We start from the raw sequence: 25,694 nt of genomic DNA on the forward strand, positions 1-25,694 counted from the left end.
TGGCTGGATGGTGCGTGAACTTAACCTTGAACGACTCCGCAAAGAAGGGCGGTGCCACGCATGGATTGCAGCTATGACCCTTAAGAAAAGTCGGGTCCATTTTTTTCACAAGAAAAACACCGGCCGCTTTAAGCGTTCGCCGGTGTTCAACCTAACCGTGATTTGTAAATGTATTCATTTGTTGAATTGCGCCTTTTTCCAAGCGAGAAACCTGCGCTTGTGAAATCCCGATTTCCTCGGCGACTTCCATTTGCGTTTTCCCTTGAAAAAACCGCATGTTCACGATGTGTTTCTCACGCTCATCCAGTCGGTGCATTGCCTCCTGCAACGCTAATTGATCTAACCACGTGCTGTCACTTTCATTGTCATCACTTACTTGATCCATCACATAAATTGGATCGCCTCCATCATTATAAATGGGTTCAAATAATGAAACAGGATCTTGAATGGCATCAAGGGCAAATACAATGTCTTCTTTTGGTATAGCAATTTCTGCAGCGATTTCCTGCACCGTCGGCTCCCGATCTTTAATGCGATCTGCCATCAATTTTTCTTTCGCCTGAAGTGCTTTGTAGGCGGTATCACGCAAAGAGCGGGATACACGAATTGGATTGTTATCCCTTAAGTAACGTCGAATCTCGCCGATGATCATCGGCACAGCATAAGTTGAAAACTTTACATTTTGTGACAGATCGAAATTGTCGATCGACTTCATTAAACCGATACAGCCGATTTGAAACAAATCATCCACATTTTCACCACGATTATTGAAGCGTTGAATGACACTCAGTACAAGCCGGAGATTGCCGTTAACTAGCTCTTCTCTTGCAGCTTCACTCCCATTTTGAAATTCGCGGAATAACTCGCGCATTTCCTCATTCTTTAACACAGGCAGTTTAGACGTATCGACGCCGCAGATTTCTACTTTATTCCGGGCCACCGCATAACCTCCCAGCTTCTCGTTGTGCGGAAAATTATATTTTCCGGATTCCTGAAGTGCGTATCTTCATTATGTCCTTAGCTGGTAAAATTATGCGGATGTAACAGAAAGCAGAATTGTTCCAAAGTTTACCTTTTATTGCTACACCATTTTGTTGAATTCTTTTTTCAAGCGAGAAATAATTCGCTTCTCCAGCCTGGAAATATAGGACTGTGAAATACCGAGGGTTTCAGCTACATCCTTTTGTGTCTGTCCTTTTTCTCCGTGCAGCCCGAAACGCATTTCCATAATCTGTTTTTCTCTGCCATTCAACGAAGTTAATGCTTTTTTTAGTAATGCTTTATCAACTTGATTTTCCAACCCCCGTGTAATAATGTCTTCGTCCGTACCGAGAACATCCGACAAAAGCAGTTCATTGCCATCCCAGTCTACATTTAAAGGCTCATCAAAAGAGATTTCTGTTTTCATTTTATTCGTTCGGCGCAAATACATTAAAATTTCATTTTCGATACAACGTGAGGCATACGTGGCGAGCTTAATTTTCTTTTCAGGATTGAATGTATTTACCGCTTTGATTAAACCGATTGTACCAATGCTGATTAAATCCTCGATGTGTATGCCGGTATTTTCAAATTTTCTAGCAATATAAACGACAAGACGTAAGTTGCGTTCGATTAACATAGAGCGAACTTCTGAATCGCCATCCGGTAGTTTTTCAAGCAGTTGCGCTTCCTCTTCTTTTGAAAGCGGTGGCGGCAGTGCTTCTTTACCACCAATATAGTAAATTTCATCCTTTTGCAGTCCGAGTTTAACCATTAAGCGATGCCACACCTGTGTTAGCTTATCTTTTAAACGCCGCATCAAACGCCTCCTTAAAATTTTTTCCATCATATGATACTGCTTGGGCAGATGCCGTGATATTCATTTGTACCTGAAATTTGTCTTTCTTCAAAAACAACATAAACGGGCTCAGTTTCTCGCCATTTGTTACGCGTAAAAATTGAGACATAGTCTGGTTTCAAGCCATACAGCTGGCCATCTGAATCGCTCACCCCCCGGTACGGAATTAAGCGTGGATGCCTTACAAGTTCGCCCGGCAAACCAGAAGTCATCCAGTCTTCAATTGCATCAGCAAGTGGTTTAGCATCACCATGTTTTAACTGTTCTAGCTCAACAAACATCACTGGATATCCTGAGAGCGGTTCGCGTAATTGGTTGCCTGTATCAAGCAGCGTTGTAAAAGATAATTCGTAACCTTGAATTTTCACTTTACACGGCACTGTCGTTTGAAAGGTGATTTCTCGTTGCACAGCAAACGTGTGATACAACTTGAAGATTAAAAAACTGAATGGAACGGCTCCAGCAATGGTAAGAAGTGTGACTGTGTCGTTGAAAAGATCATGTCTTAAAAAAACCGTCTGATGAATGACATAAACTAAACCGGCCATCATATAGCTCGTCCCTGTAAAAGCAAGGGCTGCCTGTACAAGCGGCCAGATCGACATCCACCCGAAAGCGATCCAGATTAATGTACAAGCTAAGATCACCTGCCCAATAAATGATTCAATCGGCGCTTCAAGTCCTAAAGGCCAAAGCAGAACAGTTGCAGCCCCATACAACGAACTCACCCACAACCTCATTTGTGTAATCCGGCGTCTCAGTACAAGCGCTGTCAACTTTAATAAGCAAACATTGACAAGTACATTTAACAAAAAAATCAAATCCAAGTGATATGTCACTCGCATCCACCCCCTCGGACTCCACTTAGATCCAGTATACGACCCATTAATTAAAAACTCTGTCTAAGTCCGCCGAGAGTCAGACACAAAATTTCGAGGCAGATATAAAAAAGCCCGTCCGCTTCTTGGAAGCGGACGGGCTTTTCTATTCGTTTAATTACGGCGTCTACGATTACGTAAAAACGTTGGTATATCTAATGTTTCGTTCTCATCTTGAGAAGGCGCCTGCGGCTTTTCGTCTGCTGCCGGAGCGGCTTCTTCCTGCGAAGGTGCAGGATTCTGACTGCGCCGAGATGTTTGTTCTGCACCGGCTCCACCTACTTGCCGACGTTGCTGGCTTGGTGTTTGCTCATTTTCATTTTCGTCAAACCCTGTCGCAATCACCGTCACTAAAATCTCGTCTTTTAAGTTCTCGTTAATAACGGAACCAAAGATCATGTTCACTTCAGGGTCAGATGCATCTGAAACAATGCCGGCTGCTTCGTGAACTTCAAACAAGCTTAAGTTGCTTCCGCCGGTAATGTTCATTAACACGCCTTGCGCACCATCGACTGAGGTTTCAAGCAGCGGACTGGATATTGCTTTCTTAGCCGCCTCTGCAGCCCGATTTTCACCAGTAGCAATACCAATACCCATCAAGGCAGAACCTTTATCCATCATAATGGTTTTCACGTCAGCAAAGTCAAGGTTGATCAAGCCGGGAACAGCAATCAAATCGGAGATGCCTTGTACACCTTGACGAAGTACGTTGTCCGCTTCGCGGAACGCTTCAAGCATCGGTGTGTTCTTGTCTACAATCTCAAGCAGGCGATCGTTTGGAATGACGATTAATGTATCAACTTTCTCTTTCAAACTTGATACACCATTAAATGCCTGCGAGGAGCGCTTCCGGCCTTCAAACGTAAATGGCCGCGTAACGACACCGACAGTCAGTGCACCGATTTCTTTTGCAACTTCAGCTATAACCGGCGCAGCACCTGTACCCGTTCCGCCGCCCATACCGGCGGTAATGAACACCATGTCAGCGCCCTGCAAAGCTTCTTCAAGCTGTTCTTTACTTTCTTCCGCTGCTTTTTTCCCGATTTCAGGGTCAGCGCCAGCACCAAGGCCGCGGGTCAACTTGCCGCCAAGTTGAAGTTTCGTGTCAGCCTCAGATAGTTGCAAAGCCTGAGCATCCGTATTCACAGCGATAAACTCAACACCTTGCAGACCGTTTTCAATCATTCGGTTGACCGCGTTCGAACCACCGCCACCGCAACCGATAACTTTGATTTGCGCTAACTGATCCATATCCATTTCAAACTCTAGCATGATACGTCCTCCTCATCAGTCAAATGTTGCATCCGACGCACTTTTGTCAGCCGCCGCCTGCGATTACATCGTTGTATTACTCGAAAAATACTCTAAATATATTTTTCATTCGTTTACCAAGACCTTTTTCATTTCCACCTTTCTCAGAAGCAGAAGCTGTTTCTTCGGTCGAGGATTGTTGCTGTTTACGATGTGGCGCTTCTTCTTCAAGCGGCGCTACCGCTGCACCGACATCCTTCCCTTGAATTTTAACATTTCGGTGCGCGAATTCAATGAGTCCAATTGTATTTGTATACTGAGGACTTCGGACACCGATATGATCTGGTACAGCTACACGTACGCCTATATTTAAAACATCACGCGCAAGTTCCAAAGCACCTGGCATCATGACAGTACCTCCGGTTAATACAAAACCGCCGGGCAGATCATTGTAGCCGAGGCGCACCATCTCTTCAGCCACCATTTCAAATATTTCTTCCATACGCGGCTCAATAATATGTGCAAGTTCGTACTGGGTGTATGTTTCTTCGCTGTCGCTGCCAATGACTGGAATCGAAAAAGATACGTCATCCGAAGCGTCATCAATAAATGCGTGCCCATGCTCGCGCTTAACTTTCTCTGCTTCTTCAGTCGAGGTGCGAAACCCAACAGAGATATCATTTGAAATATTCTCGCCGCCGACCGGGAGTACAGAGACGTTTTGCAGACGTCCGTGCTTAAACACAGACAGCGTGGTTGCACCTCCACCAATATCAACAAGGGCCACACCGAGCGAACGCTCATCCTTAGATGCAGCAATCATGCCTGCCGCAAGTGGCTGCAGACCGATATCGCTTACTTCAAGGCCTGCGCGTTCTACACAGCGTAATAGATTATGTAGCAAAGTTTTTGAAGCTGTTATAATCGTACCGTCCATCTCAAGACGTACACCAATCATACCGCGCGGATCTGTAATTTCATCCAATCCGTCAACGACAAACTGATTCGGCACAACATCTACAATCTCACGCTCCGGCGGGATTGAAACAACTTGTGCAGCATCAATCACACGATCAATATCTTCATTTGTAATCTCACGGTTTTCACTCGAAACTGCGACAACGCCATGACTCGGCTGCAGATCAACATGATGACCGTTCACGCCAACAATAACGCGCTCAATCGCAAAACCGCATGAACGCTCTGCTTGTTCCACGGCTGATTGAATTCCCTTGACAGTTGCATCAATATCGACGATGGCACCTTTTTTCAGCCCATAGGAGGCAGCTTCACCGACACTTAACACATTAAGTGATTGATTCGCCATCTCACCTACGACGACGCGGATGCAAGATGTTCCTATATCTAAACTAACGTATATTTCCTTGTTCGCCAATGCATGGCACCCCCCGCTTTGAAATTGTAGGCTGCATTCGTTGTTACATTTTTCATTCATAAGCTTTCATAATAAAGTAGTTCAACGTCGTTAAAAAAATCCCTTGTCAATCATGAGGAAAAATTCTAAAATAATTATTTTGTCTTTAGTTTACATGAAGTTATTGGATGTTCAAAGACCTTCATGGAAACAAGGAAAAATCCATCGGAAGCCGCAGGTAAAAAGAATGAGATCAGCTTGTACACAAACTATGGCTGGCATGTCTTCTCGACAAGTCCTGCCTCTGCTTGCAAAAAGCCAATACGCAGCGAAAGTCTGAGTTCCAAAAAGAGAAAGGCTTTTATGCACAAACCACCGCTGTAAGGGGGCGTCTTTAGACTTTTCCTTTCTTCTCCATCGCAGGCTCGATATCAGTGTCAAGGCAGGTATGATTCTTTGCCGGCCATCTGTGAGAATGCAAATACTTTAATCACTTTCGCCTTCTAATGCACTTTCTCCTTCACTGTCTTCCCCATCATCTTCAACTACCGGTGCCTCAAAATACGTACTTTGATTCATAAACAACACCCCTGGTTCAGAAGGGTCAATCTCAGCTGCAACGGTAGGGTAATCTTGAATACGCTCAGAAAAATCCGGGACTTGTGAGCGAACTTCAATCCCATCATTCATAAACAAGCGAATTTGAAATGGTCGTTCTTCTGTTGCATCATGCGTTACTTCTGAAATGCGATTAACAATCCCTGGGCCGGTTTCTGCCAATTCTGCAGTGAACTCTTTTAGAAGTTCTGGATCTGTGAAACCGTATACAACCGGTGCATCAGATGGAGAGTGATCAACACGCTCTTCATGTAAAATATCTCCGCTGTCTAGCACAGGAAGATAACCCTCCGACTGACGTACATAAGCAATCCGATTCCGCTCTTCAACATCGATGGTCACAGTGCGGAAAATTCCCCGGGAAATACTAGCTGAAGCAACTGCCGGAAGCTCCTCAATCCGGCTTTTTGCTTCGGTGGTATCAAGTGTCCATAAATGATCGCCAGGGGCAATTCCGCTAACTTGTGTGACTCGCTCCGGCTCTGTGTAAGAGGCACCGTTAACTTGTAATTTATCAACTTGACTTAGTGGAGACTGAAAGTAAACAACAAATAAGATGAGCAGGAAGAAAACCGATAAATATAAAATAAGCCGGCGGTTGGCCCGGCGCTTGCGTTGTTCTTTTAACGCCGGAATCCGGTCTTCCATTGGTACAACTTTTTCATCATTCACCGGCTTCCCCCCTAAACTATTCACAAATTAAAACTTTTGTTTTAAAGATCAGCTTTCTGCAATGATCTCTACTTCCGTTTCCATTTCAACCCCGAACTTATTAGCCACAGTTGTACGGGCATGTTCAATCAAATCTTTAACATCTTGTGCCGATGCATCCTCAATGTTAACAATAAAGTTACCATGTAGTTCAGAGAACTGCGCCCCCCCGATTTGATATCCCTTTAACCCAGCCTTTTCTATTAAGTGACCGGCGTGCTTAGGGAGCGGATTCCGAAAAACGCTTCCTGCACACGGGTAGTTCCAAGGTTGTGTATCCCGGCGGTAATCTTTATTCGCCTGCATTTTTGCAGTAATACTTTCTTTATCACCAGACGTTAACTGCAGTTTAGCCTCGGCACAGATGCCGCCGTTTTTCTGCAAGTTCGACGTTCGGTATTGAAAACCGAGATTCTCATTAGGCTCCCATACAAGTGAACCGTCTGGATATAAAATCAATGCTTCAGTTACAATATCAACCATTTCACTGCCGTGAGCACCTGCATTCATAAACACTGCCCCGCCGACAGTTCCCGGAATACCACCGGCAAACTCAAGACCTGACCATCCTTGTTTAGACAAAAGGGTCGTTAACTTGATCAGCGAGTAGCCGCCGCCGACAGTTACTAAACCTTTATCAGAAACGTCCATACCCGCCAGGTTCTCACCCATCTTAATGACAACCCCGCGCAAACCTTCATCTCCAACAAGGAGGTTCGAACCGCGGCCGATCGCCCGCCAGCTTACACCATGCTGCTGAACAATTTCGATGACTCTTTTTAAGTTTTTTGTTCCATCTGGTGCAACGAGCACATCAGCCGGCCCGCCGATCTTCCAAGTCGTGTGTTTTTTAAGCGGCTCATCACGCTTCACTTCGCCTACACCAGCTTTTTGCAATGCGTCTACAAGCTCTTCCACGTGCCTCACCTCATTTTTTATCATTGGCCTGCAAAGCAGATGCTAGTTCATACAAACGTTCATTTGCATCAGTTACTGCAACATCAAGTGCGTTTTGATGCATTCTTTCCCAAATGGCAGGGGTATTTAAAATTTGTTCCACCTGCTCAAGCAGACGCTTCCCGTTAAACTCTTCTTCTCGAGACACAAGGGCAGCTCCTGCTTCTTCAAGCGCCCGAGCGTTTTTTTCCTGGTGATTATTGGTAACATAAGGGCTCGGAATTAAAATTGCCGGCAGACCGAGTGCCATTAACTCCGCAAGTGTTGTTGCACCTGCTCGTGCACAAACGACATCGACATGGGCAAGCACTTCCGGCATGTTATATAAAAACGGGTGCACCGCTACATTTTCCGGCCTGCCTGCCTCCTCCACAACTTGGTTAACTTCATCAAAGTGAACTTCACCTGTCACATAAAGCATCTGCCAGTCGCGCCCTGCGCAATCAGGCAGCGCTTCTGTAACTGCCTCATTAATCGGGCGGGCGCCCCGGCTGCCTCCGACAACTAGTACCGTTCTTTTTTCAGGAGATAAACCAAGGTCCGGAAGCGGAGATGCCCCTCTTGCTTTTAACACTTCTGAAGCTCTCGGATTCCCTGTAAGCATTGTTTCTTTCCCGGGAAAGTAGCTTGAAGCTTCCTCAAACGACAAGGCAATTCGATCTGCATAACGGCTTAAAAATTTATTTGTCAGCCCAGGAACGCTGTTTTGCTCATGAACAATCGAAGGAACCCCTTCTTTTGCAGCTGCATAAACAACCGGTCCTGCTACGTAGCCGCCCGTACCGATCACCACATCCGGTTGATGTGTACGAATATAGCGGCGTGCCTGCTTCACCGCTTTAACGAAACGTACAACTGTACGAACGTTGTGCGCTGAAAGTTTACGCTTAAAACCACTAATTTTAACCGTTTCAAGCTGAAGCCCTTCCCTCGGCACAATATCGGCCTCTAAACCATCTTCAGAGCCGACATATACAATTGAAGCCTCAGGGTGCAGCCGCCGGATGTAGCGGGCAAAAGCGAGTGCAGGATAAATGTGGCCGCCGGTGCCTCCACCGGAAATCATTACGTTCATGTTTTTCTTCCTTTCTATGTCTAAGCCTCAATGTAACGACTAATACTCAGTAAAAGCCCAACAGCTGCAAGCATTAAAGTGAGCGAAGAACCCCCGTAACTTAAAAACGGTAGTGTAATGCCGGTGACAGGGAACATCCCGGTAACAACCCCTATATTGATGAGGACTTGGATCAAAAGCATACCTACAATACCAACAGCAAGAAACGTTCCAAATCCGTCAGGGGCCAGCATTGCAATACGAATTCCGCGCCACATAAAAGCAGTAAAAAGCAGAATGACTAAGCTGCCGCCAATAAAGCCGGTTTCTTCTGCGAGTATAGCAAAGATAAAATCCGTTTGTGGCTCAGGTAAATAAAAGTATTTCTGGCGACTTTCTCCAAAACCAAGGCCCATTAACCCGCCAGGTCCGATTGCATACAACGACTGAATGATTTGAAACCCGCTGCCGAGTGCATCTGACCACGGATCCAAAAACGAAGTGAGCCGCTGCAGACGGTAAGGTGCGGCAGCAACTAAAGCAGCAAACATGGAAACACCAAGCATCCCAAGCCAGAAAAAATGCTTATAACGACCCCCGGCAACAAATAAAAGCACCATACAAGTTAATACCATGACAGCACCCGTACCTAAATCCGGCTGAAGCATAATTAAGCCAAATGCGGCACCAATCAACAAGAGAAGCGGCAGCATTCCTGTCTTAAATGATGTCAACTGTTCAGGCCGCTCGGCGAGGACCGCCGCTAAAAAAATAATTAAACTAAGTTTCATAAATTCTGACGGCTGAATCGAAAACGCACCAACCCCGAGCCAACTTTGCGCGCCGCCTCGAACGAGCCCGACACCAGGGATTAAAACAAGAATGAGCAGAACAAAGCAGATGAGCAAAAAGCTTAAGCTCCAACGCTTCCAAATCCGGTAGTCAATATGGGTAGTAATTGCCATAACTGTTAGGCCGAGCCCGGCAAATAAAGCCTGCCGCTTTGCAAAATACCATGAATCTTCGAAAATAAATGAGCCCCAGGCTGCACTGGCGCTATACACCATGAGCGCACCTACAACAAGAAGTAAAACGACACATAAAACAAGGACAAAGTCAGGCTGCCTTTTGTTCATCCTGATCACCTCACAATTAAGGAAACAAGCCTTTTCGTCTCATTTCACTTTATGCGAGGAATTCCTTTTCATGCGTTTAAGTCAACTGGTGAACAAGCTTCACGAAATGCTCTCCTCGTTCTTCAAACGTCTTATATTGATCCCAGCTTGCACATGCCGGTGAAAGTAGCACAACATCCCCTGTTTCAGCAGTGTCATTTGCTACGATTACCGCTTCTTCGAGCTTGTCCACCTCGTAAATATTGGCTACCCCAGCTTCTAAAGCAGCTGTTTTTAAGGCAGATTTTGTTTCACCAAAGGCAACAAGTGCTTTTACCCCGTTTAGTGCAGGAACTAATTCATCAAAGCTTGTTCCGCGATCCAAGCCGCCGGCAAGCAGAACAACCGGCTCCTTAAATGCATGGAGCGCTTTTGTCGTAGCTAAAATATTGGTTGCTTTTGAATCGTTGTAAAACATGCGACCGCTTTTTTCGGCAATCAATTCAAGTCTGTGTTCAACCCCGCTAAATGTGCGCAGCACCTGGGCGATTGCTTCATTTGAACCCCCATAGGATTTAACTGCCGCCACCGCAGCTAAAATGTTTTCCAAATTGTGTGCTCCTGGAAGTTTGATCTCACTGACCTCAATTACAATTTCATCTTGATACATAACCTGACCAGCTTGAATATAAGCACCCTCTTGAACAACCCCGTCAACATCAAACGGAATCTGCACTGCCAGAGAAGCTTGTGCTGCCGGCCGGATGTATGGGTCATTTACATTGTAAACGACCGTTTCATTTGATTGTAAATTTTGTAGAAGCTTCAATTTCGAAGCAACATAATCTTCCTTTGTACCGTGGTAATCCAAATGTGCATCAAAAATATTTAACAACACAGCGGTTTCCGGACGAAATGTTTCTGTTCCTTTTAATTGAAAGCTTGAAACTTCTGTTACCATGACTTCATCCGTTTCGAGCTTTTCGGCAGTTTCGCACGCCACCTGCCCGATATTACCTGCAGTTTTTGCCGGCGTGCCATCTGCTTCAAGCATCGCATGAATGAGTGTGGTTGTTGTCGTTTTCCCATTAGATCCGGTAATCGCCATCATCGAACCACGGCGGATTAAGTGAGCAAGCTCGATCTCTGTTACAACGGAAAGCCCTCGCTCGAGTGCTTCGTGTACTAAAGGGTTGTTGTAAGGAATACCGGGGTTTTTCACAACACAAGTTGTTTGTTCATCCAAAAGCGTTAATGGGTGTCCTCCTGCAACAACACCGATTCCTTCAGCTTCAAGTTCTGCAATATTATGCAATTCTTCTTTTGGCTTAGCATCATTGATCGTAACAGTAGCAGCGCCGAGCTTCTTCAACAGCCGGGCAGCTGCTTTCCCGCTTTTCGCCATACCTAGTACGAGACAATGCGCGCCTTGAACATCTTCTTTTCTCATTACATCCACACCTCAATATAAATGCCGAGCGCTGCAAATACGAGCCCGACCAGCCAGAATACGGTCACAACTTTCCATTCTGACCACCCGGAAAGTTCGTAATGATGATGCAGTGGACTCATTCGAAAAATCCGTTTTCCTGTCGTTTTATAAGATACGACCTGGATCATTACTGACAGTGTCTCAATGACAAACACGCCGCCAATAATGACGAGCAACAACTCCATATTTACAGAAATCGCAACAGCCGCAATTGCACCACCAAGCGCAAGTGAACCTGTATCACCGATAAAAACTTTTGCAGGGTGGGCATTAAACACGAGAAAGCCGAGGACTGCACCTACAACTGCAGCACTAAAAATGGCAACATCCATTGCACCAGCATACCAGCTTAAAATCGCATAGGCTCCGAAAGCAGCCGCTGTGGTGCCTGCAAGAAGACCATCTAAGCCGTCAGTTAAGTTGACTGCATTCGAAGCACCAACGAGCATTAACATGACTAAGATAAGATACATCCAGCCAAGTTCTACAGCCCACGATGTGCCAGGAACACCGATACTCGTCTCAAGACCGGCTGCTTCGTTTAGCACGAAAAAGAAAATTGCAGCAATCCCGAGCTGCGCCATCAGCTTCTGGCGCGACGTTAAACCAAGGTTACGTTTTTTAGCAACTTTAATAAAGTCGTCTAAAAACCCGATAAAACCAAAACTTAGCAGTACGAGTAAAAGCATCCAGATTTGAACGGTAAGTACACCAAAAGCCGCGGCTGCAGCAATGGCAGCGCCAGCAATAGAGATAAGCACCATAATTCCGCCCATGGTTGGTGTCCCAGATTTTTTATGGTGTGATTCCGGTCCTTCTTCACGAATACTCTGACCGAACTTCAACCGACGTAAAAACGGGATAAATAAAGGGGATAAGATTACACACAATAGAAAAGCCGCCGCTGCGGCTACAGCAATTGAAACTCCCATTAGACAGTGCCTCCCCCTTCCGTGCGCCTAGCAAGGGCTTTTAACGCTTCTTCCCGGTCATCAAAAACGAGCGTTTCCCCTTGAACTTCCTGATACGTTTCATGACCTTTGCCAGCAATAACAACGACATCACCTGCGCCCGCTTGTGCAATCGCATAATCGATTGCTTCACGGCGGTCCTGCCTCACAGTATAACTTGATGCGCCTGCTTTCATATCCTCAATAATTGCCGCCGGATTCTCGCTGCGCGGATTATCTGAAGTAAATACGGCTTCATCACTATACTTTTCAGCAACAGCTGCCATTTTTGGACGTTTCCCCCGGTCACGGTCACCGCCACAGCCAACAACCGTAATCAACCGCTGTTCTGTCATTTCAGAAGCAGCCTGCAGTACATTTTCTAAACTGTCTGTTGTATGTGCATAATCAACAATGACCCCAAAGTTCTGCCCGGCATCTACAGGTTCGAAGCGCCCCCTTACACCGGTTTCCTCCTCAAGACTTGCTGTAACAGTCTCAAGATCAAAGCCTGAAACAAGTGCAGCTGCTGCCGCTGCGAGCGCGTTATACACACTGAATTTCCCCATCAGCTGCAACTTCACAGGACGCGCTTCACCGAAAGCATGCAGCGTGAATGTCACACCTGCTGCGTTTAGAGAGAGATCTTCAGCATACACATCCGCCTCCGGCGTGCAGCCATATGTAATGACAGGTGCAGCCGTCATGGTTTGATATTTCTTAATGACTGGGTCATCAGCATTTAAAACCGCCGCTTTAAAACGACCATCTGCTTCATTACCTAATTGCGCAAACAATAATCCTTTTGCCTGTTCATAGTCTTCTTTCGTTTCGTGAAAATCGAGATGATCTTCTGTTACATTTGTAAGTACCGCCACATCAAATGCAGCGCCACGTGTACGGCCAAGTGTCAAGGCATGGGATGAAACTTCCATCGCTGCTGCGGTCACACCTTCATCCTTCATCCATGCAAACGTCTGCTGGAGCGTTAAAGATTCCGGTGTTGTATTTTTCGCGTCTAACGACTTCTCCCCTGCACGAGTGTACAATGTGCCGATCAACCCAGGGGTCTCACCAGCCCGGGCAAAAATATTTTCTAGTAGATGCGTCACTGTCGTTTTACCATTTGTTCCAGTCACCCCGATGAGTTTAAACGACGTTGATGGCTGGTCGTAATACATGGTAGCAAGCTCTGCCATTGCGCGCTTCGTATCACGCACGTAAATGACAGGTACATCTACATCGACCGGTTGTTCTGCCACAATAGCAGCAGCTCCTTTCGCTGCTGCATCCCGGGCAAATGTGTGCCCATCAACTGTATAACCGTTAACGCAGATGAACAGTGCCCCGGGGATGACCCCGCGGGAGTCCATCGTCATTGCTTGAATATCAGGGTTACCGGCTCCAACTTGTTCATAAGCGAGCAGTGGAGCGCAAACTTCTTTTAACGTTTTCATGCCTTGACTCTCCATTTCCAACAATTCGTCTTTAAGTGCAGGTGAAGCACGTGCGACACCTTTGTATATTTTAATCGTCTTCAGTTGATTTGTCACCAAGATATAGTCGCAGGACGCTGTCATTAGCTACCTTCTCTCCTGGAGCCGGTGCCTGGGCCGTTACGACTGTTCCATCACCTTCAGTTTCAAGTTTAAGCGGGTAGTTCGCCACATGCAGATCGCGCAGTTCCATACCTGTAACATCTGGAACTTCGACTAAAGGTGTCTCGTTCCAATCGAGGTCTTTTTCAAGTTGGTCTTCACGTTTCTCCACTCCCATAGCCTGCAAACTGTCGTTAATAATTGTGCCGGCGATTGGTGCAGCGACCACACCCCCGAACTGCAGTGTATCTTTAGGGTTATCAACGGCAATGTATACAACGATTTCCGGATCATCCATCGGCGCGACGCCAATGAAAGATACAATGTGATTATTTTTTAAATAGACACCGTCTTTTGATTTTTGCGCAGTTCCGGTTTTGCCGCCGACCCGGTAACCATCAGCAAAGGCTCCTTTTCCTGTCCCTTTAGCGACTACATGCTCCAAAGCACGGCGGACTTCTTTTGAAGTTTCCTCAGAGATGACACTTTTTTTGGCATCAGGCGTGCTCCGCCTGACCACTGTCTCTTTTTCCGGATCAAGCCACTCCTTGGCTAAATACGGTTGGTAAAGATCTCCGCCATTTACCGCTGCTGCTACAGCAGCGACCTGCTGAATCGGCGTTACAGAGACCCCTTGACCAAACGCCGTTGTCGCCTGTTCTAACGGACCAATCGCATCTTCATCAAACAAAATTCCTTGGCCTTCTCCGTCTAAATCAATGCCGGTTTTTTCACCAAAGCCAAACGAGCGGATATAATCAAACAACGCCGTTTTACCTAACCGCTCACCAAGAGCTACAAAACCTGGGTTGCAGGAGTTCTGTACAACTTCAAGAAACGTCTGTTGGCCATGACCACCTTTTTTCCAACAACGGAGGCGCTGTCCCGCTACTTCCACGTGGCCCGGATCATAAAACGTATCATGGTCCAAATCTACGAGATTTTCCTCTAGGGCAGCTGCGAGTGTTATAATTTTAAAGGTCGAACCCGGCTCGTACTGCGACCATACCGGACGATTCTGATTATAAATTTCGGGCGGGACATCTTGATAGTCTTCAGGATGAAAATCCGGGCGGCTGCTCATACCAAGAATTTCTCCTGTATTAGGGTCCATCGCAAGCGCCATGGCGCCATCAGGGTCATACGTAGCTTCTGCCCGATCAAGTTCACGTTCAATAATTGTTTGTACACGATCATCAATTGTTAAACGGACATGGCTGCCGTCTTGTGGTTCAATGTACCTGTCAGCCATCCCCGGCATCCGCTGCCCCTTAGCATCGGAGTAAAAAGAAACGTAGCCTGCATCTCCTTTTAAATGTTCATCATAATACCTTTCAATGCCAGTCAACCCTTGGTTATCAACACCTGCAAATCCAAGCACGTGAGAAAGGTAGCGACCGTTCGGATAATGCCGTTTGTTGTCTTCAGCAATGTAGAGCCCAGGCGCATCCAATCCCCGAATTTCGTCCGCTGTAGCTTCCTCCATTTTTCGTCCTTGAGGATTAATGCGTACAATGGACTGTGCTTCAGTTAACTTTTCATAAACTTCAGCTTTGTCCATCTGCAAAATCGGTGCGAGCTCGGCCGCAGTTTCCACGGGATTTTGTACTTGACGGGGAACAATTAAAAGGGTCGGCGCACTAATATTTGTGGCAAGAACTTCATCATTGCGGTCACGGATCTCTCCACGCTCAGCTTCAAATGGAATGTCCCGGCTCCATGATTCTTCAGCTTCCTCTGCAAGCCAGCCGCCGAGTGAGAATTGCACATATCCTAATCGAATAATTAAAATTAACGCGATACTAAACCCTAACGCCAGCATAAAAAGCAGGCGCTTGTTTACAATTGATCGATTCCGCATGCAAGGTGCCTCCATACGCTGAATTCCCCCACCTCGGACGGGGTACTTCAGCGTATGGTCTGAACAGAAAAATTATTCCCGCCGTTCTTCGGAAGATTCCGTTTCCTCACCTTCATTCTCTTCTTCGTTTTCAGCTTCAGCGGCAGCCTCTGGATCCGGCGGATTAAGATCAACTGTTAAATACGTTTTGTTTTCTAATCCTGCACCTACTTCAATACTTTGTTCTTCAACAAAACCAGTCCCCATGTAATGTAAATCCAGGTCAAACAGTTCGGCAAATTTCTTCGTTTCACGAAGCGACCAGCCAGTCATATCCGGCATGACTTCATTTTGATTTGTGCGAACCATGACACGTTCACCATGGATGAGCGGCTCACCTGCTTCAGGTACTTGGGCAGTCACGCTTTCCTCTTCTCCAACAAGTAAAGGTGTAAGCTGCTTGGCTTCTATCGTTTCTTTTGCTTCACTCGCAGTCATACCTTCAACATCCGGAGATTTTGTTCCATCATCTTCTAAAGATGGTTCTTCTTCTACATCAGGTGTAATGTCTAAATACTGCAGACTTTGCTGCATAACTGTATTAAAGATCTGTGCCACTGGTTCTGACCCGGCTTCGTGATCTTCAAGTTCCGGACGGTCGACCGCAACGTATAAGAGAACTTGCGGGTCATCCTTGGGTGCCATGCCAAGAAACGAAAAGATATTTTCATCACTACCGCTTAAATAACCACCTTCCGGGTCTGGAATTTGTGCTGTCCCGGTTTTACCAATGACATCAAACCCTTCAAGGTAATAGTCCGTTCCAGTCCCTTCTGAAGCCTCAACAACATCCTGCATTCGTTCGCGCGTTTCAGCCGCAGTTTCCGGCGAAATCGGTTCACCTGTTTTGACCGGTTCATGTTGATATACCGGTTCGTGATCTTGATTTGGGTTGTAAATGCCATCAATGACATAGGGCTGCACCATTTCACCATCGTTTGCAATAGCTGTCGCTGCGTGAACAAGCTGCATCGGTGTGAATGCAGATGCCTGACCGAATGCTGTTGCCGCTGTATCATAATTCGATTGATTTGCGATTAAGCTTTCTGCTTCCCGCGGTAAGTCAACGCCTGTAGGTGAAGTGAATCCAAACGATTCAATATAATCATAAAATGTGTCCCTTCCAAGCTGTTCCTTTGCAATTTTCGCAAATGCAACGTTTGAGGAGCGGGCAAAACCTTCATTATATGTTATCTCACCCCAGCCCCGGCCTTCGTTATGATCGGAAACGGTATGACCGCCGATCGGCCACTGCCCGGATTGAAACATATCTTCTCCATCATAGACCCCTTCTTCAATCGCAGCAGCAAGCGTAAACATTTTCATTGTTGAACCTGGTTCAATCCGATCGGAAACTGCGTAGTTTGTGTAATTTGTGATGTTCTCGTACGTGTTCGGATTAAAGGACGGCCGATTGCTTATGGCATAAATTTCACCGTTGGAGGGATTTGCAGCCACAGCCATTATTTTTTCAGGGTTGTACGTATCTTCCACTTCACTCATAGCCCGTTCCATTGATGTTTGGATCCTCTGATCAAGCGTGAGCTGTACATCATAGCCATCCTGTTCCGGCTCGTACTGCTCCTCAGCATGTAAGAGCGGGAAACCTCTGGCATCACGGCGATACGTCAACTTTCCATCCTGCGCTGTCAGCTCATCATCAAGACTGGACTCAAGCCCTAAACTTGGTATATTTCCATTACGGTCCACGTACCCGGTGACATGAGACGCAAATTCATGATTAGGGTAATAACGACTCGCTTCTGTTCGAAAGTGAATTCCCTCTATCCCTGCGTCTTCAGCTGCTTCTTCAATTTCATTTTTTTGCTGCAGGCTCAAATAACGAGCATTAGAACCTAGTTCAACTTGATATAAATCACGCGACAAACGATTTTCTATTTCCGATTCGTCCATATCAAGCAGTGGAGCCAGCACCTCGGCTGCCACCTCTGGATCTTCAATATACTCTTGTGCCTCATCACTAATGATCGCTACGAGCGTATAAGACCTGACATCTTCTGCAATTGCACTGCCAGATCGATCAAGTAAACTTCCGCGTGAGCCAGGCACAGTCTCTGTCGTCGTCCAGCGGCTTTCAGCAATGGCCTCTAGATCGCGCCCATCTACCTCTTTTGTGACTTGGACGTAAAGAAGCCGTCCGGAGAAGACGGCTACAAAAACAAGTACAGCAAGAAATAGAATGATGGATCGTTTGACAACAGTGTTCCTTTTCTTATATGCCAAATCTTTCACCACCTAAGCTAGTCATGCTGAACGACTTCAACGTTCTCATTGTTCAACGACATGCCGAGTTCGTTTGTTGCATAATCAACAATCCGGTCAGGGGCACTCAATTCAGAAACTTGAAGCTGCAAACTTTCATTGGCTTCCTGTTGTTGATAAACTGATTGTTCAAGAGAGGTAACTTCTCGGTCGACCGCGTGCATTTCTGCGTAATTTGCAATAATCAGCGCTGCTAAAAGCGCTGTTACTGCGACGAAAATAACCAACAAAAGCTTTTCACCTTTTGTAATCCCGCCGGGGACACGCTGCGTAATCTTTTTATGTACCGGCTGCAGTTTACGCTTCGGTTCATACTGATATGCGTTCGCCATATTATTCCCCCTTTACTTTCTGTGCCGCGCGCAGCTTTGCTGATCGCGCTCGATGGTTTTCACTCTGTTCTGCCTCGCTTGGAAGTACCGGTTTTCTTGTTAACAATTTCAAATTCGGTTCATAGCCCTCAGGAACTACCGGCATCCCTCTCGGCAGCTCAGGTGGCGTGCTCTCCTGCTTAAAAATCCGTTTAGCCAGCCGATCCTCAAGGGAATGAAATGAAATCACACTGATCACCCCACCTGGTCGAAGCATATCAATCATGGATTTTAATGCTTCTTCAAACACACCTAACTCATTGTTTACCGCAATTCGGACAGCTTGAAACGTCCGTTTTGCAGGGTGACCACCTGTTCGCCGGGCTGCTGCCGGAATTGCTTCTTTCACAATTTCTGCAAATGCTGTTGTCGTTTGAATCCGGGCTTTCTCTCTTTCCCGCTCAATAGCGCGAGCAACTGGCTTAGCAAATTTTTCTTCACCGTACTTGCTGATGATAAACAACAGATCTTCATAACGCCATTCATTAATAATTTCTTCAGCAGTTAAGCTTTGATTTTGATTCATCCGCATGTCGAGTGGAGCGTCGTACCAGTAGCTGAACCCGCGGTCCGGCTCATCGAGCTGGGGTGAGGAAACACCAAGGTCGAAGATGACACCGTCCACTTTGTTAACTCCACGCGATTGTAATTCTTCTGCAGCCTCAGCAAAATTCGTTTCAATCACTTCAAGCTGACTACCGTATGCGCTCAAACGCTTTTTCGCAGCCGCTGCCGCCGTTTCATCTTGGTCGAAGGCATACAACTTTCCATCAGGTCCTAAGCGTGACAAAATTTGTTCAGCATGGCCGCCGCCACCAAGCGTACAGTCTACATACACGCCGTTCGGTTTCACTTGTAAGAAATCCACCGTTTCATTCAATAGTACAGTATCGTGTGCAAAAGCTGTCAAACGTACACCTCCCAACTTTTAAAGGTCTAAATCTGCCATTTTTTCCGCTAAATCTTCAAATGATGCTTCAGAGTCATTACAATAGGCTTCCCACTGCTTTTCCGACCAAATTTCCACCCGGTCACTTACACCAATGATGACGCAGCGTCGTTCGATTGCAGCATAATCTCGCAGCGTTTGTGGAATTAAAATACGTCCTTGCTTATCAGGGCTGCATTCACTTGCCCCTGAAAATAAAAACCGGCTGAAAGCGCGGGCATCTTTACGAGTCAACGGTAGTGAAGCAACTTTGTTTTCAAGTTTCTCCCAGGTTGCTTGTGCATAAACGAATAAGCAGTGATCCATACCTCGGGTCACAATAAATGTACTGCCGAGTCCTTCACGGAACTTTGCCGGTAAAATAACTCGGCCTTTATCATCTAATTGGTGCTTGTGCTCCCCAATAAACACCGAAACCCACCCTCTATCCATCTCCTAACCTTAACGTACCACATTCCCCCACTTTGCACCACGCTTTATAGCAATTTTTTTCAAACGAAAGAACCCTCTGCATACTACGGCAGAGGGTGTGTCAGCTTGACATATGATGCTTGTAATTTACTGAATATTACAAATGAACAACTTTACGTACGCCATCGTCCGCCTTTATTCTTGCGATCAATCGGGAAATTCCGTCAACACCTAGTTCATTAAGCACGTACACACTATTAAAAAATCGTTCTTGAGACCCATCCAGCGGAAACAGATGCAGTTCAACTTCTTTAAGCTTTGCGATCCGGTGAGCGGTCTGCATTTTCTGCGCCTCATTGATCGTGTCACCAAGTTCACTAAACCAGGTTTCAAGTTCTGATCGTTTTTTTTCGGCCTTGGCTTTAAAAGCAGGGCCTTGTGCTTCAAGTTCCTTTAACACAGCGCCAATCACCGATGCAGTCTGTGCGCGTGCTTCTCGAGAAAGCGCAGGCCCGTCTACTGTAATCGCAGACTGCTCTATTTCTGTCACCCGATTTTTAAGACCACCCTTTGCAGCTTCTGATAAAGTTATCTCTTCATCCGTTAAAATCCGGTTGATACGGCGATGAACCCACCAAAACTCTTTGCGCGGCATTACCGGGGGCACTTTACAGCCAAAAGCATGAAATAACGGCTTTAGTACAGCCCAGTAATGAATCTCACCCGGCCCTCCAACGTAAGACAATACAGGAAATAGCCAGTCCTGCATGAGGGGGCGTGTAAATACGTTCGTACTGAATGCTTCTGGAGTTTGCTTGACTAAAGTAAGCAACTCACCCTTATGAAAACGGAGCGTACCTTTTTTTGTAAGAAAAGAAGGCACTTCATCCTTACGATATATCAGCGGCCAGCGCTCACCTTGGACCACATAAAATAAGTGACTGTGCGCTTGATCAAGGGCCAGTGGGTTCTCATAACCTGATTGTCGCAAGGCTTCTTTACCTTGTTGAAAAGCCGACTGAACGACTTCTACGTGTTGAACAAGCTTCTCAAAGAGCGGCTGTTCTAAATGACGCACATCATGGTCATGAGCATCAAACATCACAAGCCCTTCATTTTGAAAGAAATAGCGCATGACTTCCCCGAAGTAATCTGAAACGCTGGCGGATCGTTCTGCAAGTGCAGCAAGGTTTGTGTAAAGCGTTTTTGTCTCATCCGTTTCTCGAACATGCAGAAACACGTCCTGAAGCCACTTTTTCATCTCATCCGAAGATATGGGTTGTTCAGACAAAGGGGCTCGATGTTCACGTGGACCTTGATAAGTTAATTTGTTTACACGTTTTTCACCCGGCGCGTATGTATGATGGATTTCTTCATAGTCATGATCTTCACCAGCGATCCAAAATATAGGGATGACCGGGCGTTTGAGCTCACTTTCTTTTCTTTTTGCCTCCACAATTGTGCTGACAGCCTTGGCAAGGGTGTAAAGCGGTCCGCCAAGCAAGCCGGGCTGCTGTCCTGTAATAACACATACCGACTTTGGATCTTTGAGGCGCTTAGCTTCCTCTAATGCTTTTTGATGGTAAAAATAGCGCTTCTGCATTTTAATTAATACGTCAGCGAGCTGATCACGATTAAACGAGCGGCGATCAAGTTCCTCAAGGCGCTCTACATCTTGATCAAAAGGTGCATAATCAAACAGCTCACGTGCTTTACGATTTCCGCTGCGGTAATCAACAGCAAAGCTTTGTGCATCAATATTCGGCGCATCCTGCAGTTCCATAAACGCAACCTTCTTTCTTCGGCGAAACGTTCTCCTGACTCAAGCCATTAAATCGTAGCAGAGAAGCACAACCCTGGGCAAGCACTCCGCTTACGCTAAAAAGCCATTTGATCTAGCCAGTGAAAAACAAGGCCGTACAAAAAAATTACAATGTAGCCTACAGAAAATAATAGAAAGTTTAACCTCCACACATTTTTAACAGCTCGTTTTGCATTAACTTCTTCATCCTTTTTGTAAACTTGATATGTAAACAATGCAAGCATCATGAGGGTAAATACAATAAACAACCAAAATAATGACAGCCCCCAAATTTCATAAATTAAGACGTGGGCTCCGCCAATAAAAAAAATCGTTGAAACATCACAAGCAAAATAAACAGCTCTCCATTTGCTGCCGTGCATCTTCACGCGCACAATATAAAGCGCGTACCACAATAAAAGCGGCAACGTTAAAAGTGCAGCGACAAAAAGCTCTAAAACATTGATCATGACAACCTCCCCCTTTCCTTTAAAAATTCAAGTTCAACGACCTTTAAAATTCTTAATATTTAAAATACAAGAACGATTACACCGTTTACGGAAAATCTATTGTAAAATAGAGTCAGCATTTTTAAAAGGAGGACTTCTCATGGCAGCACCTACTGTTGAACGACTAAGGGTCAACTACAAAACGCTTGAAGATTTTCAAAATTTTAAAGAAGTCGGCATTCAGGAACTTTCGATGAAAGAAGAACTTGAAGAAAACATTATTGAAAACGACAGTGAGTCACCGTTTTACGGGATATATTTCGGCAACAAACTGGTTGCACGTATGTGCCTTTATTTGATTAAACAAAAATATGACCATTACTTCGAACCTCCGCAGGATTATTTGGAACTTTGGAAACTTGAAGTTCTAGAACCATATCGCGGCCAAGGTTTTGGCGAAGCCATGGTTAACCACGCAAAATCTTTTAACCTGCCTGTGAAAACAAATGCGCGTCAACGTTCTGATCATTTCTGGGAAAAGATGGGCTTTGAGCCGGTCACATATCACCCTGAACGTGATCGTGGTGAAAACCCGTACGTCTGGTTTCCTGCAGGCGTTTCTGAACAAACTCACGAGGAAGATTAAAGAAGCAGAGTGGCTTGCAGACAAAACTGCAGGCCACTCTTTTTTAACATCGATATTACTTATTAAAGAAATTCTCCACCGCTTGATGGTGCTCCTCTCTTTCCCAAAGCACAGCACAATCTGTAACCTCACGTTCCACGTTTGCCTCTAACTGCTTACGGTTGATCTGATCAAGCTTACGTCGTTTGTAAGCTTCAAGCACCGGCCTGTCCATAATAAAATTGGTGTGCAACTCGTTCACAACTTGTGTCATAAGATCTTCACCAGACGTTTTAAAAACCTTATCAATAAATCCGATACTTTCAAGTTCTTGAGCACGATAAACTTTAGCCGATGTTAAAAGCGGCAAACTACGACGCCCAAACTGCTGAAATAAAAACGAACTTCCGCCCCAGCCAGTGGTAATGCCGAGCCTCCCTTGAATAAAACCAAGCTTTGCCTCTGGTACAGCAAAGCGGAAATCACAAGCACTTGCGATCTCACTCCCTCCACCTACCGCATGTCCATTAATCATAGCTACCGTCGGTTTTGAGAAGAAAAATAATTTCAAGAGCACTTCACTCATTTTTTTCAATACAGGATATGCCTCGTCCGCTGTATACAACGAACCAAACACCTCCAAGTCCCCACCTGAGCAAAAAGCTTTTGCGCCACTTCCTGTAATCACCACAACAGCCGCTTCTTCATCTTCGGCTGCTTTTGTTATAAACGTATTCAGTTTATCAATGACTTCTTCATTAACTGCATTCCGTTTATGTTCTCGATTGATGCGGAGAATAACACAATCATGGTACTTTTCATATGTAACTGCACTCATCCTTGGCCCTCCTTTTCATTCAACTTCTTTAATTCTTAACAGAAGTATCATTTTCCTGCCCAGCGTATTGATCATCGTAAAAAAACCTTCCGCACGCTTGTGCGAAAGGTTTTTACGAGCCATTACTTTTCTACAACTTCCTGTCCTTTGTAAGAACCGCAGGAGCCGCATACACGGTGGCTACGCTTCATTTCACCGCATTCCGGGCACTCAACCATGTTAGGGATGGTTAAGTTTTTATGGGTGCGGCGCTTTTTCTGCCGGGTTTTGGATGTTCTTCTTTTAGGTACTGCCATCCGTCCCACCTCCTTTTCTGTATTGATCAAGCTGAATTACCAACTTGGTTTGCTTACTTGTCAAAATACTTGGCTAAGTCAGCAAGACGTGGATCTACTTTACCTTCCTCTGCCTCAGATGCTTCAGAGCGGCGCTCAACGAGTTCATCCTGGGTAACAACTTCCCAGTCCCTGCCCGTCTGTGGTGCTTCACCCTCTTCGCCGTCAGCAAACACCTGCATTGGTAGCGCAAGCAGCACGTTTTCTTTGATGTAAGGTGTCAAATTCACGATCCCATTTTCAGGTTCATGAAAATTCACATCATCATCAGGCACCGGCTCTCCATCGAGACGGAAGCGCTCTTCCATCTCCACATCGAACGGGTAAGGTGTTTCTGCAAGCGTTCGTGAACAAGGCAGCGTCATTGTTCCTTGAAGCCGGAGTTTAAACGATGCAATATCCCGATCCACTTCACCACGACCTTGTACATCAACAGGCGTGATGGCAATCAGTTCGCGGTCGCGTTCAACAATCTCGCTGATGTCAACGGTTGTTTCTACATCGATCCCTGATTTCTGTTTAGCCAATAACTGCTGAATGGTCCATCTCATATGAAGATCACCTCAGAACAACATGAGTAATTATAGCGGTCTTATCTGTCGTTTGTCAACATATTTTCTTTACATTACAATGAGTGCTAACGAATGTACAAAGGAGCTGCCACAATGAATATTACCGGCGTTATCGTTGAGTACAATCCGTTTCACAACGGTCACCTTTATCATTTACAAAAAACACGGGAAACCACAAAAGCCGACATTTTGGTTGCAGTGATGAGCGGTTCATTTTTACAACGGGGCGAACCTGCACTCATTCATAAAAGATCACGGACGCGTATGGCACTAGCCGGCGGAGCTGACCTTGTCGTTGAGCTGCCGTATACGTTCAGTACACAGCACGCTTCTTATTTTGCTGACGGCGCTGTACGCATTTTAGCTGACCTCGGCGTAGACACCATCTGCTTTGGTAGTGAGCAAGGACGTATTCAACCTTTTTATGACCTTTTGCATTTTATGAAAGCTCATAATAACCAATATCAAACTGCCATTCAAAAGCAGGTACAAATAGGAATAAGTTACCCAGAGGCAGCATCCCGGGCTTTTCATTCGCTCCAACCTCCAGAAGGTCTTCCAGATTTAAGTCAGCCTAATAATATTTTAGGATTTCATTACATGAAAGCCATTGACCACCGTAAGCCATCGATGAAAGCAGCCACAATTCAGCGGCAAGGGGCAGGTTATCATGATGCTGGTGCCAAAAACGGTATTAAAAGTGCGACAGGCATTCGCCTGATGCTCAGTGAGGGTGAAGATTTTCAAGAAACCGCCCCTTTTCTTCCGGAAACTTCCTTTTCAGAGCTGCAAAAAGGTTTATTGATGACGTGGGAAAATTATTACCCGTTTTTACAGCACTTACTTACAACACAGCCGCCGGACTGGCTTCAGCGTATTTACGAAGTTGAAGAGGGACTTGAAAATCGTGCCGCTCACGCGGCGCGCCAAGCTCAATCGTTTCATGAATGGATGCAGCGTGTCAAAACGAAACGTTACACGTGGACGCGCCTGCAGCGTATGGCTGTGCATATCTTAACCCAAACCACCAAAGCCGAAATGAACGAAGCGATGAATACTGATGCTCCCACCCGGCTCCTCGGCATGAACGAAGCCGGCCAGGCTTATTTAAAAATGATTCGTCATACAACGGCTCAACCAATTAAAACAAACCGTGGACAGGCAGACTCCGCCCGAGAGCACCTTGATGATAAAGCAGACTTAACTTACTGGCTTCCGCTCACCGGTACGGAACGGATCAGAGCCTATCAGCAAGCATTCGCTGAGACACCTGTTCGTTATGAACGCACGACACAAATATTCAAGAACGAATGAATGATCA

At 45.8% G+C, this 25,694-nt stretch carries 24 protein-coding genes; 2 read left to right on the forward strand and 22 right to left on the reverse strand.

The features are described from left to right. Positions 1-151: 151 nt before the first annotated feature. The 19 genes from sigG to B0H94_RS01665 all read right to left on the reverse strand — a co-directional run bounded on the left by sigG (position 152) and on the right by B0H94_RS01665 (position 22,024). Positions 152-940 (reverse strand): RNA polymerase sporulation sigma factor SigG, encoded by a 789-nt coding sequence (sigG, locus tag B0H94_RS01575; protein ID WP_106587489.1) that lies wholly within the window; start codon positions 938-940, stop codon positions 152-154. Between the two features lie 141 nt (positions 941-1,081). Continuing rightward, on the reverse strand, positions 1,082-1,801 hold the full coding sequence (gene sigE / locus B0H94_RS01580; protein WP_106587490.1) for an RNA polymerase sporulation sigma factor SigE: 720 nt from the start codon (positions 1,799-1,801) through the stop codon (positions 1,082-1,084). Positions 1,802-1,827: 26 nt separating this feature from the next. Beyond that, positions 1,828-2,679, reverse strand: a complete 852-nt coding sequence (locus B0H94_RS01585; RefSeq protein WP_181315204.1) for a sigma-E processing peptidase SpoIIGA — start codon at positions 2,677-2,679, stop codon at positions 1,828-1,830. A 153-nt stretch (positions 2,680-2,832) separates the two neighbouring features. Continuing rightward, positions 2,833-3,990 (reverse strand): cell division protein FtsZ, encoded by a 1,158-nt coding sequence (gene ftsZ, locus B0H94_RS01590; RefSeq protein WP_106587492.1) that lies wholly within the window; start codon positions 3,988-3,990, stop codon positions 2,833-2,835. Positions 3,991-4,066: 76 nt separating this feature from the next. Continuing rightward, positions 4,067-5,365, reverse strand: a complete 1,299-nt coding sequence (gene ftsA, locus B0H94_RS01595) for a cell division protein FtsA (RefSeq protein WP_106587493.1) — start codon at positions 5,363-5,365, stop codon at positions 4,067-4,069. Between the two features lie 465 nt (positions 5,366-5,830). Beyond that, positions 5,831-6,634 (reverse strand): cell division protein FtsQ/DivIB, encoded by an 804-nt coding sequence (locus B0H94_RS01600; protein ID WP_106587494.1) that lies wholly within the window; start codon positions 6,632-6,634, stop codon positions 5,831-5,833. 48 nt (positions 6,635-6,682) lie between these two features. Continuing rightward, complete coding sequence (gene murB, locus B0H94_RS01605) at positions 6,683-7,591, reverse strand: UDP-N-acetylmuramate dehydrogenase (protein ID WP_106587495.1); 909 nt, start codon at positions 7,589-7,591, stop codon at positions 6,683-6,685. Positions 7,592-7,601: 10 nt separating this feature from the next. After that, positions 7,602-8,705 (reverse strand): undecaprenyldiphospho-muramoylpentapeptide beta-N-acetylglucosaminyltransferase, encoded by a 1,104-nt coding sequence (gene murG / locus B0H94_RS01610; RefSeq protein WP_106587496.1) that lies wholly within the window; start codon positions 8,703-8,705, stop codon positions 7,602-7,604. Between the two features lie 20 nt (positions 8,706-8,725). After that, positions 8,726-9,820 (reverse strand): stage V sporulation protein E, encoded by a 1,095-nt coding sequence (gene spoVE, locus B0H94_RS01615; protein ID WP_106587497.1) that lies wholly within the window; start codon positions 9,818-9,820, stop codon positions 8,726-8,728. A 76-nt stretch (positions 9,821-9,896) separates the two neighbouring features. Next, a complete protein-coding gene (murD, locus tag B0H94_RS01620; RefSeq protein ID WP_106587498.1) occupies positions 9,897-11,249 on the reverse strand; it encodes a UDP-N-acetylmuramoyl-L-alanine--D-glutamate ligase in 1,353 nt (450 codons plus the stop codon). Further along, positions 11,249-12,223, reverse strand: coding sequence for a phospho-N-acetylmuramoyl-pentapeptide-transferase (gene mraY, locus B0H94_RS01625; RefSeq protein WP_106587499.1), 975 nt, complete (start codon positions 12,221-12,223; stop codon positions 11,249-11,251). The genes murD and mraY overlap by 1 nt, the downstream gene beginning before the upstream one ends. Further along, positions 12,223-13,698 (reverse strand): UDP-N-acetylmuramoyl-L-alanyl-D-glutamate--2,6-diaminopimelate ligase, encoded by a 1,476-nt coding sequence (locus B0H94_RS01630; protein WP_106587719.1) that lies wholly within the window; start codon positions 13,696-13,698, stop codon positions 12,223-12,225. Before B0H94_RS01630 ends, mraY begins: the two co-directional genes overlap by 1 nt. Positions 13,699-13,768: 70 nt before the next feature. After that, positions 13,769-15,700 (reverse strand): stage V sporulation protein D, encoded by a 1,932-nt coding sequence (locus B0H94_RS01635; protein WP_106587500.1) that lies wholly within the window; start codon positions 15,698-15,700, stop codon positions 13,769-13,771. Positions 15,701-15,772: 72 nt separating this feature from the next. Then, on the reverse strand, positions 15,773-17,983 hold the full coding sequence (locus B0H94_RS01640) for a penicillin-binding protein (protein ID WP_106587501.1): 2,211 nt from the start codon (positions 17,981-17,983) through the stop codon (positions 15,773-15,775). A 17-nt stretch (positions 17,984-18,000) separates the two neighbouring features. Then, entirely contained in the window at positions 18,001-18,354 is a 354-nt protein-coding gene (gene ftsL, locus B0H94_RS01645; RefSeq protein WP_106587502.1) for a cell division protein FtsL, read from the reverse strand. Between the two features lies 1 nt (position 18,355). Then, positions 18,356-19,303, reverse strand: coding sequence for a 16S rRNA (cytosine(1402)-N(4))-methyltransferase RsmH (gene rsmH / locus B0H94_RS01650; RefSeq protein WP_106587503.1), 948 nt, complete (start codon positions 19,301-19,303; stop codon positions 18,356-18,358). 18 nt (positions 19,304-19,321) lie between these two features. Further along, on the reverse strand, positions 19,322-19,753 hold the full coding sequence (gene mraZ / locus B0H94_RS01655; RefSeq protein ID WP_106587504.1) for a division/cell wall cluster transcriptional repressor MraZ: 432 nt from the start codon (positions 19,751-19,753) through the stop codon (positions 19,322-19,324). Between the two features lie 157 nt (positions 19,754-19,910). Next, positions 19,911-21,536, reverse strand: a complete 1,626-nt coding sequence (bshC, locus tag B0H94_RS01660) for a bacillithiol biosynthesis cysteine-adding enzyme BshC (protein WP_106587505.1) — start codon at positions 21,534-21,536, stop codon at positions 19,911-19,913. Between the two features lie 95 nt (positions 21,537-21,631). Beyond that, positions 21,632-22,024 carry a DUF3397 domain-containing protein gene (locus B0H94_RS01665; protein WP_106587506.1) on the reverse strand — a complete coding sequence of 131 codons (393 nt, stop codon included), beginning with the start codon at positions 22,022-22,024 and terminating at the stop codon, positions 21,632-21,634. A 139-nt stretch (positions 22,025-22,163) separates the two neighbouring features. Here B0H94_RS01665 and B0H94_RS01670 point away from each other — a divergent pair, with 139 nt between their 5' ends. Next, positions 22,164-22,649 carry an N-acetyltransferase gene (locus B0H94_RS01670; RefSeq protein ID WP_106587507.1) on the forward strand — a complete coding sequence of 162 codons (486 nt, stop codon included), beginning with the start codon at positions 22,164-22,166 and terminating at the stop codon, positions 22,647-22,649. Positions 22,650-22,704: 55 nt separating this feature from the next. On the opposite strand, the gene B0H94_RS01675 is transcribed toward B0H94_RS01670, so the two are convergent. The 3 genes from B0H94_RS01675 to B0H94_RS01685 form a co-directional block, all read right to left on the reverse strand. Then, a complete protein-coding gene (locus B0H94_RS01675) occupies positions 22,705-23,466 on the reverse strand; it encodes an enoyl-CoA hydratase/isomerase family protein (RefSeq protein ID WP_106587508.1) in 762 nt (253 codons plus the stop codon). A gap of 122 nt (positions 23,467-23,588) precedes the next feature. Continuing rightward, a complete protein-coding gene (rpmF, locus tag B0H94_RS01680; RefSeq protein WP_106587509.1) occupies positions 23,589-23,762 on the reverse strand; it encodes a 50S ribosomal protein L32 in 174 nt (57 codons plus the stop codon). A 53-nt stretch (positions 23,763-23,815) separates the two neighbouring features. Further along, a complete protein-coding gene (locus tag B0H94_RS01685) occupies positions 23,816-24,352 on the reverse strand; it encodes a YceD family protein (RefSeq protein WP_106587510.1) in 537 nt (178 codons plus the stop codon). Positions 24,353-24,466: 114 nt separating this feature from the next. Here B0H94_RS01685 and B0H94_RS01690 point away from each other — a divergent pair, with 114 nt between their 5' ends. After that, positions 24,467-25,687 (forward strand): nucleotidyltransferase, encoded by a 1,221-nt coding sequence (locus B0H94_RS01690; protein WP_181315205.1) that lies wholly within the window; start codon positions 24,467-24,469, stop codon positions 25,685-25,687. The last annotated feature ends 7 nt before the right edge of the window (positions 25,688-25,694 follow it).

It is taken from the genome of Salsuginibacillus halophilus (assembly GCF_003014715.1).
In the GTDB taxonomy this organism is placed as follows: domain Bacteria; phylum Bacillota; class Bacilli; order Bacillales; family Marinococcaceae; genus Salsuginibacillus; species Salsuginibacillus halophilus.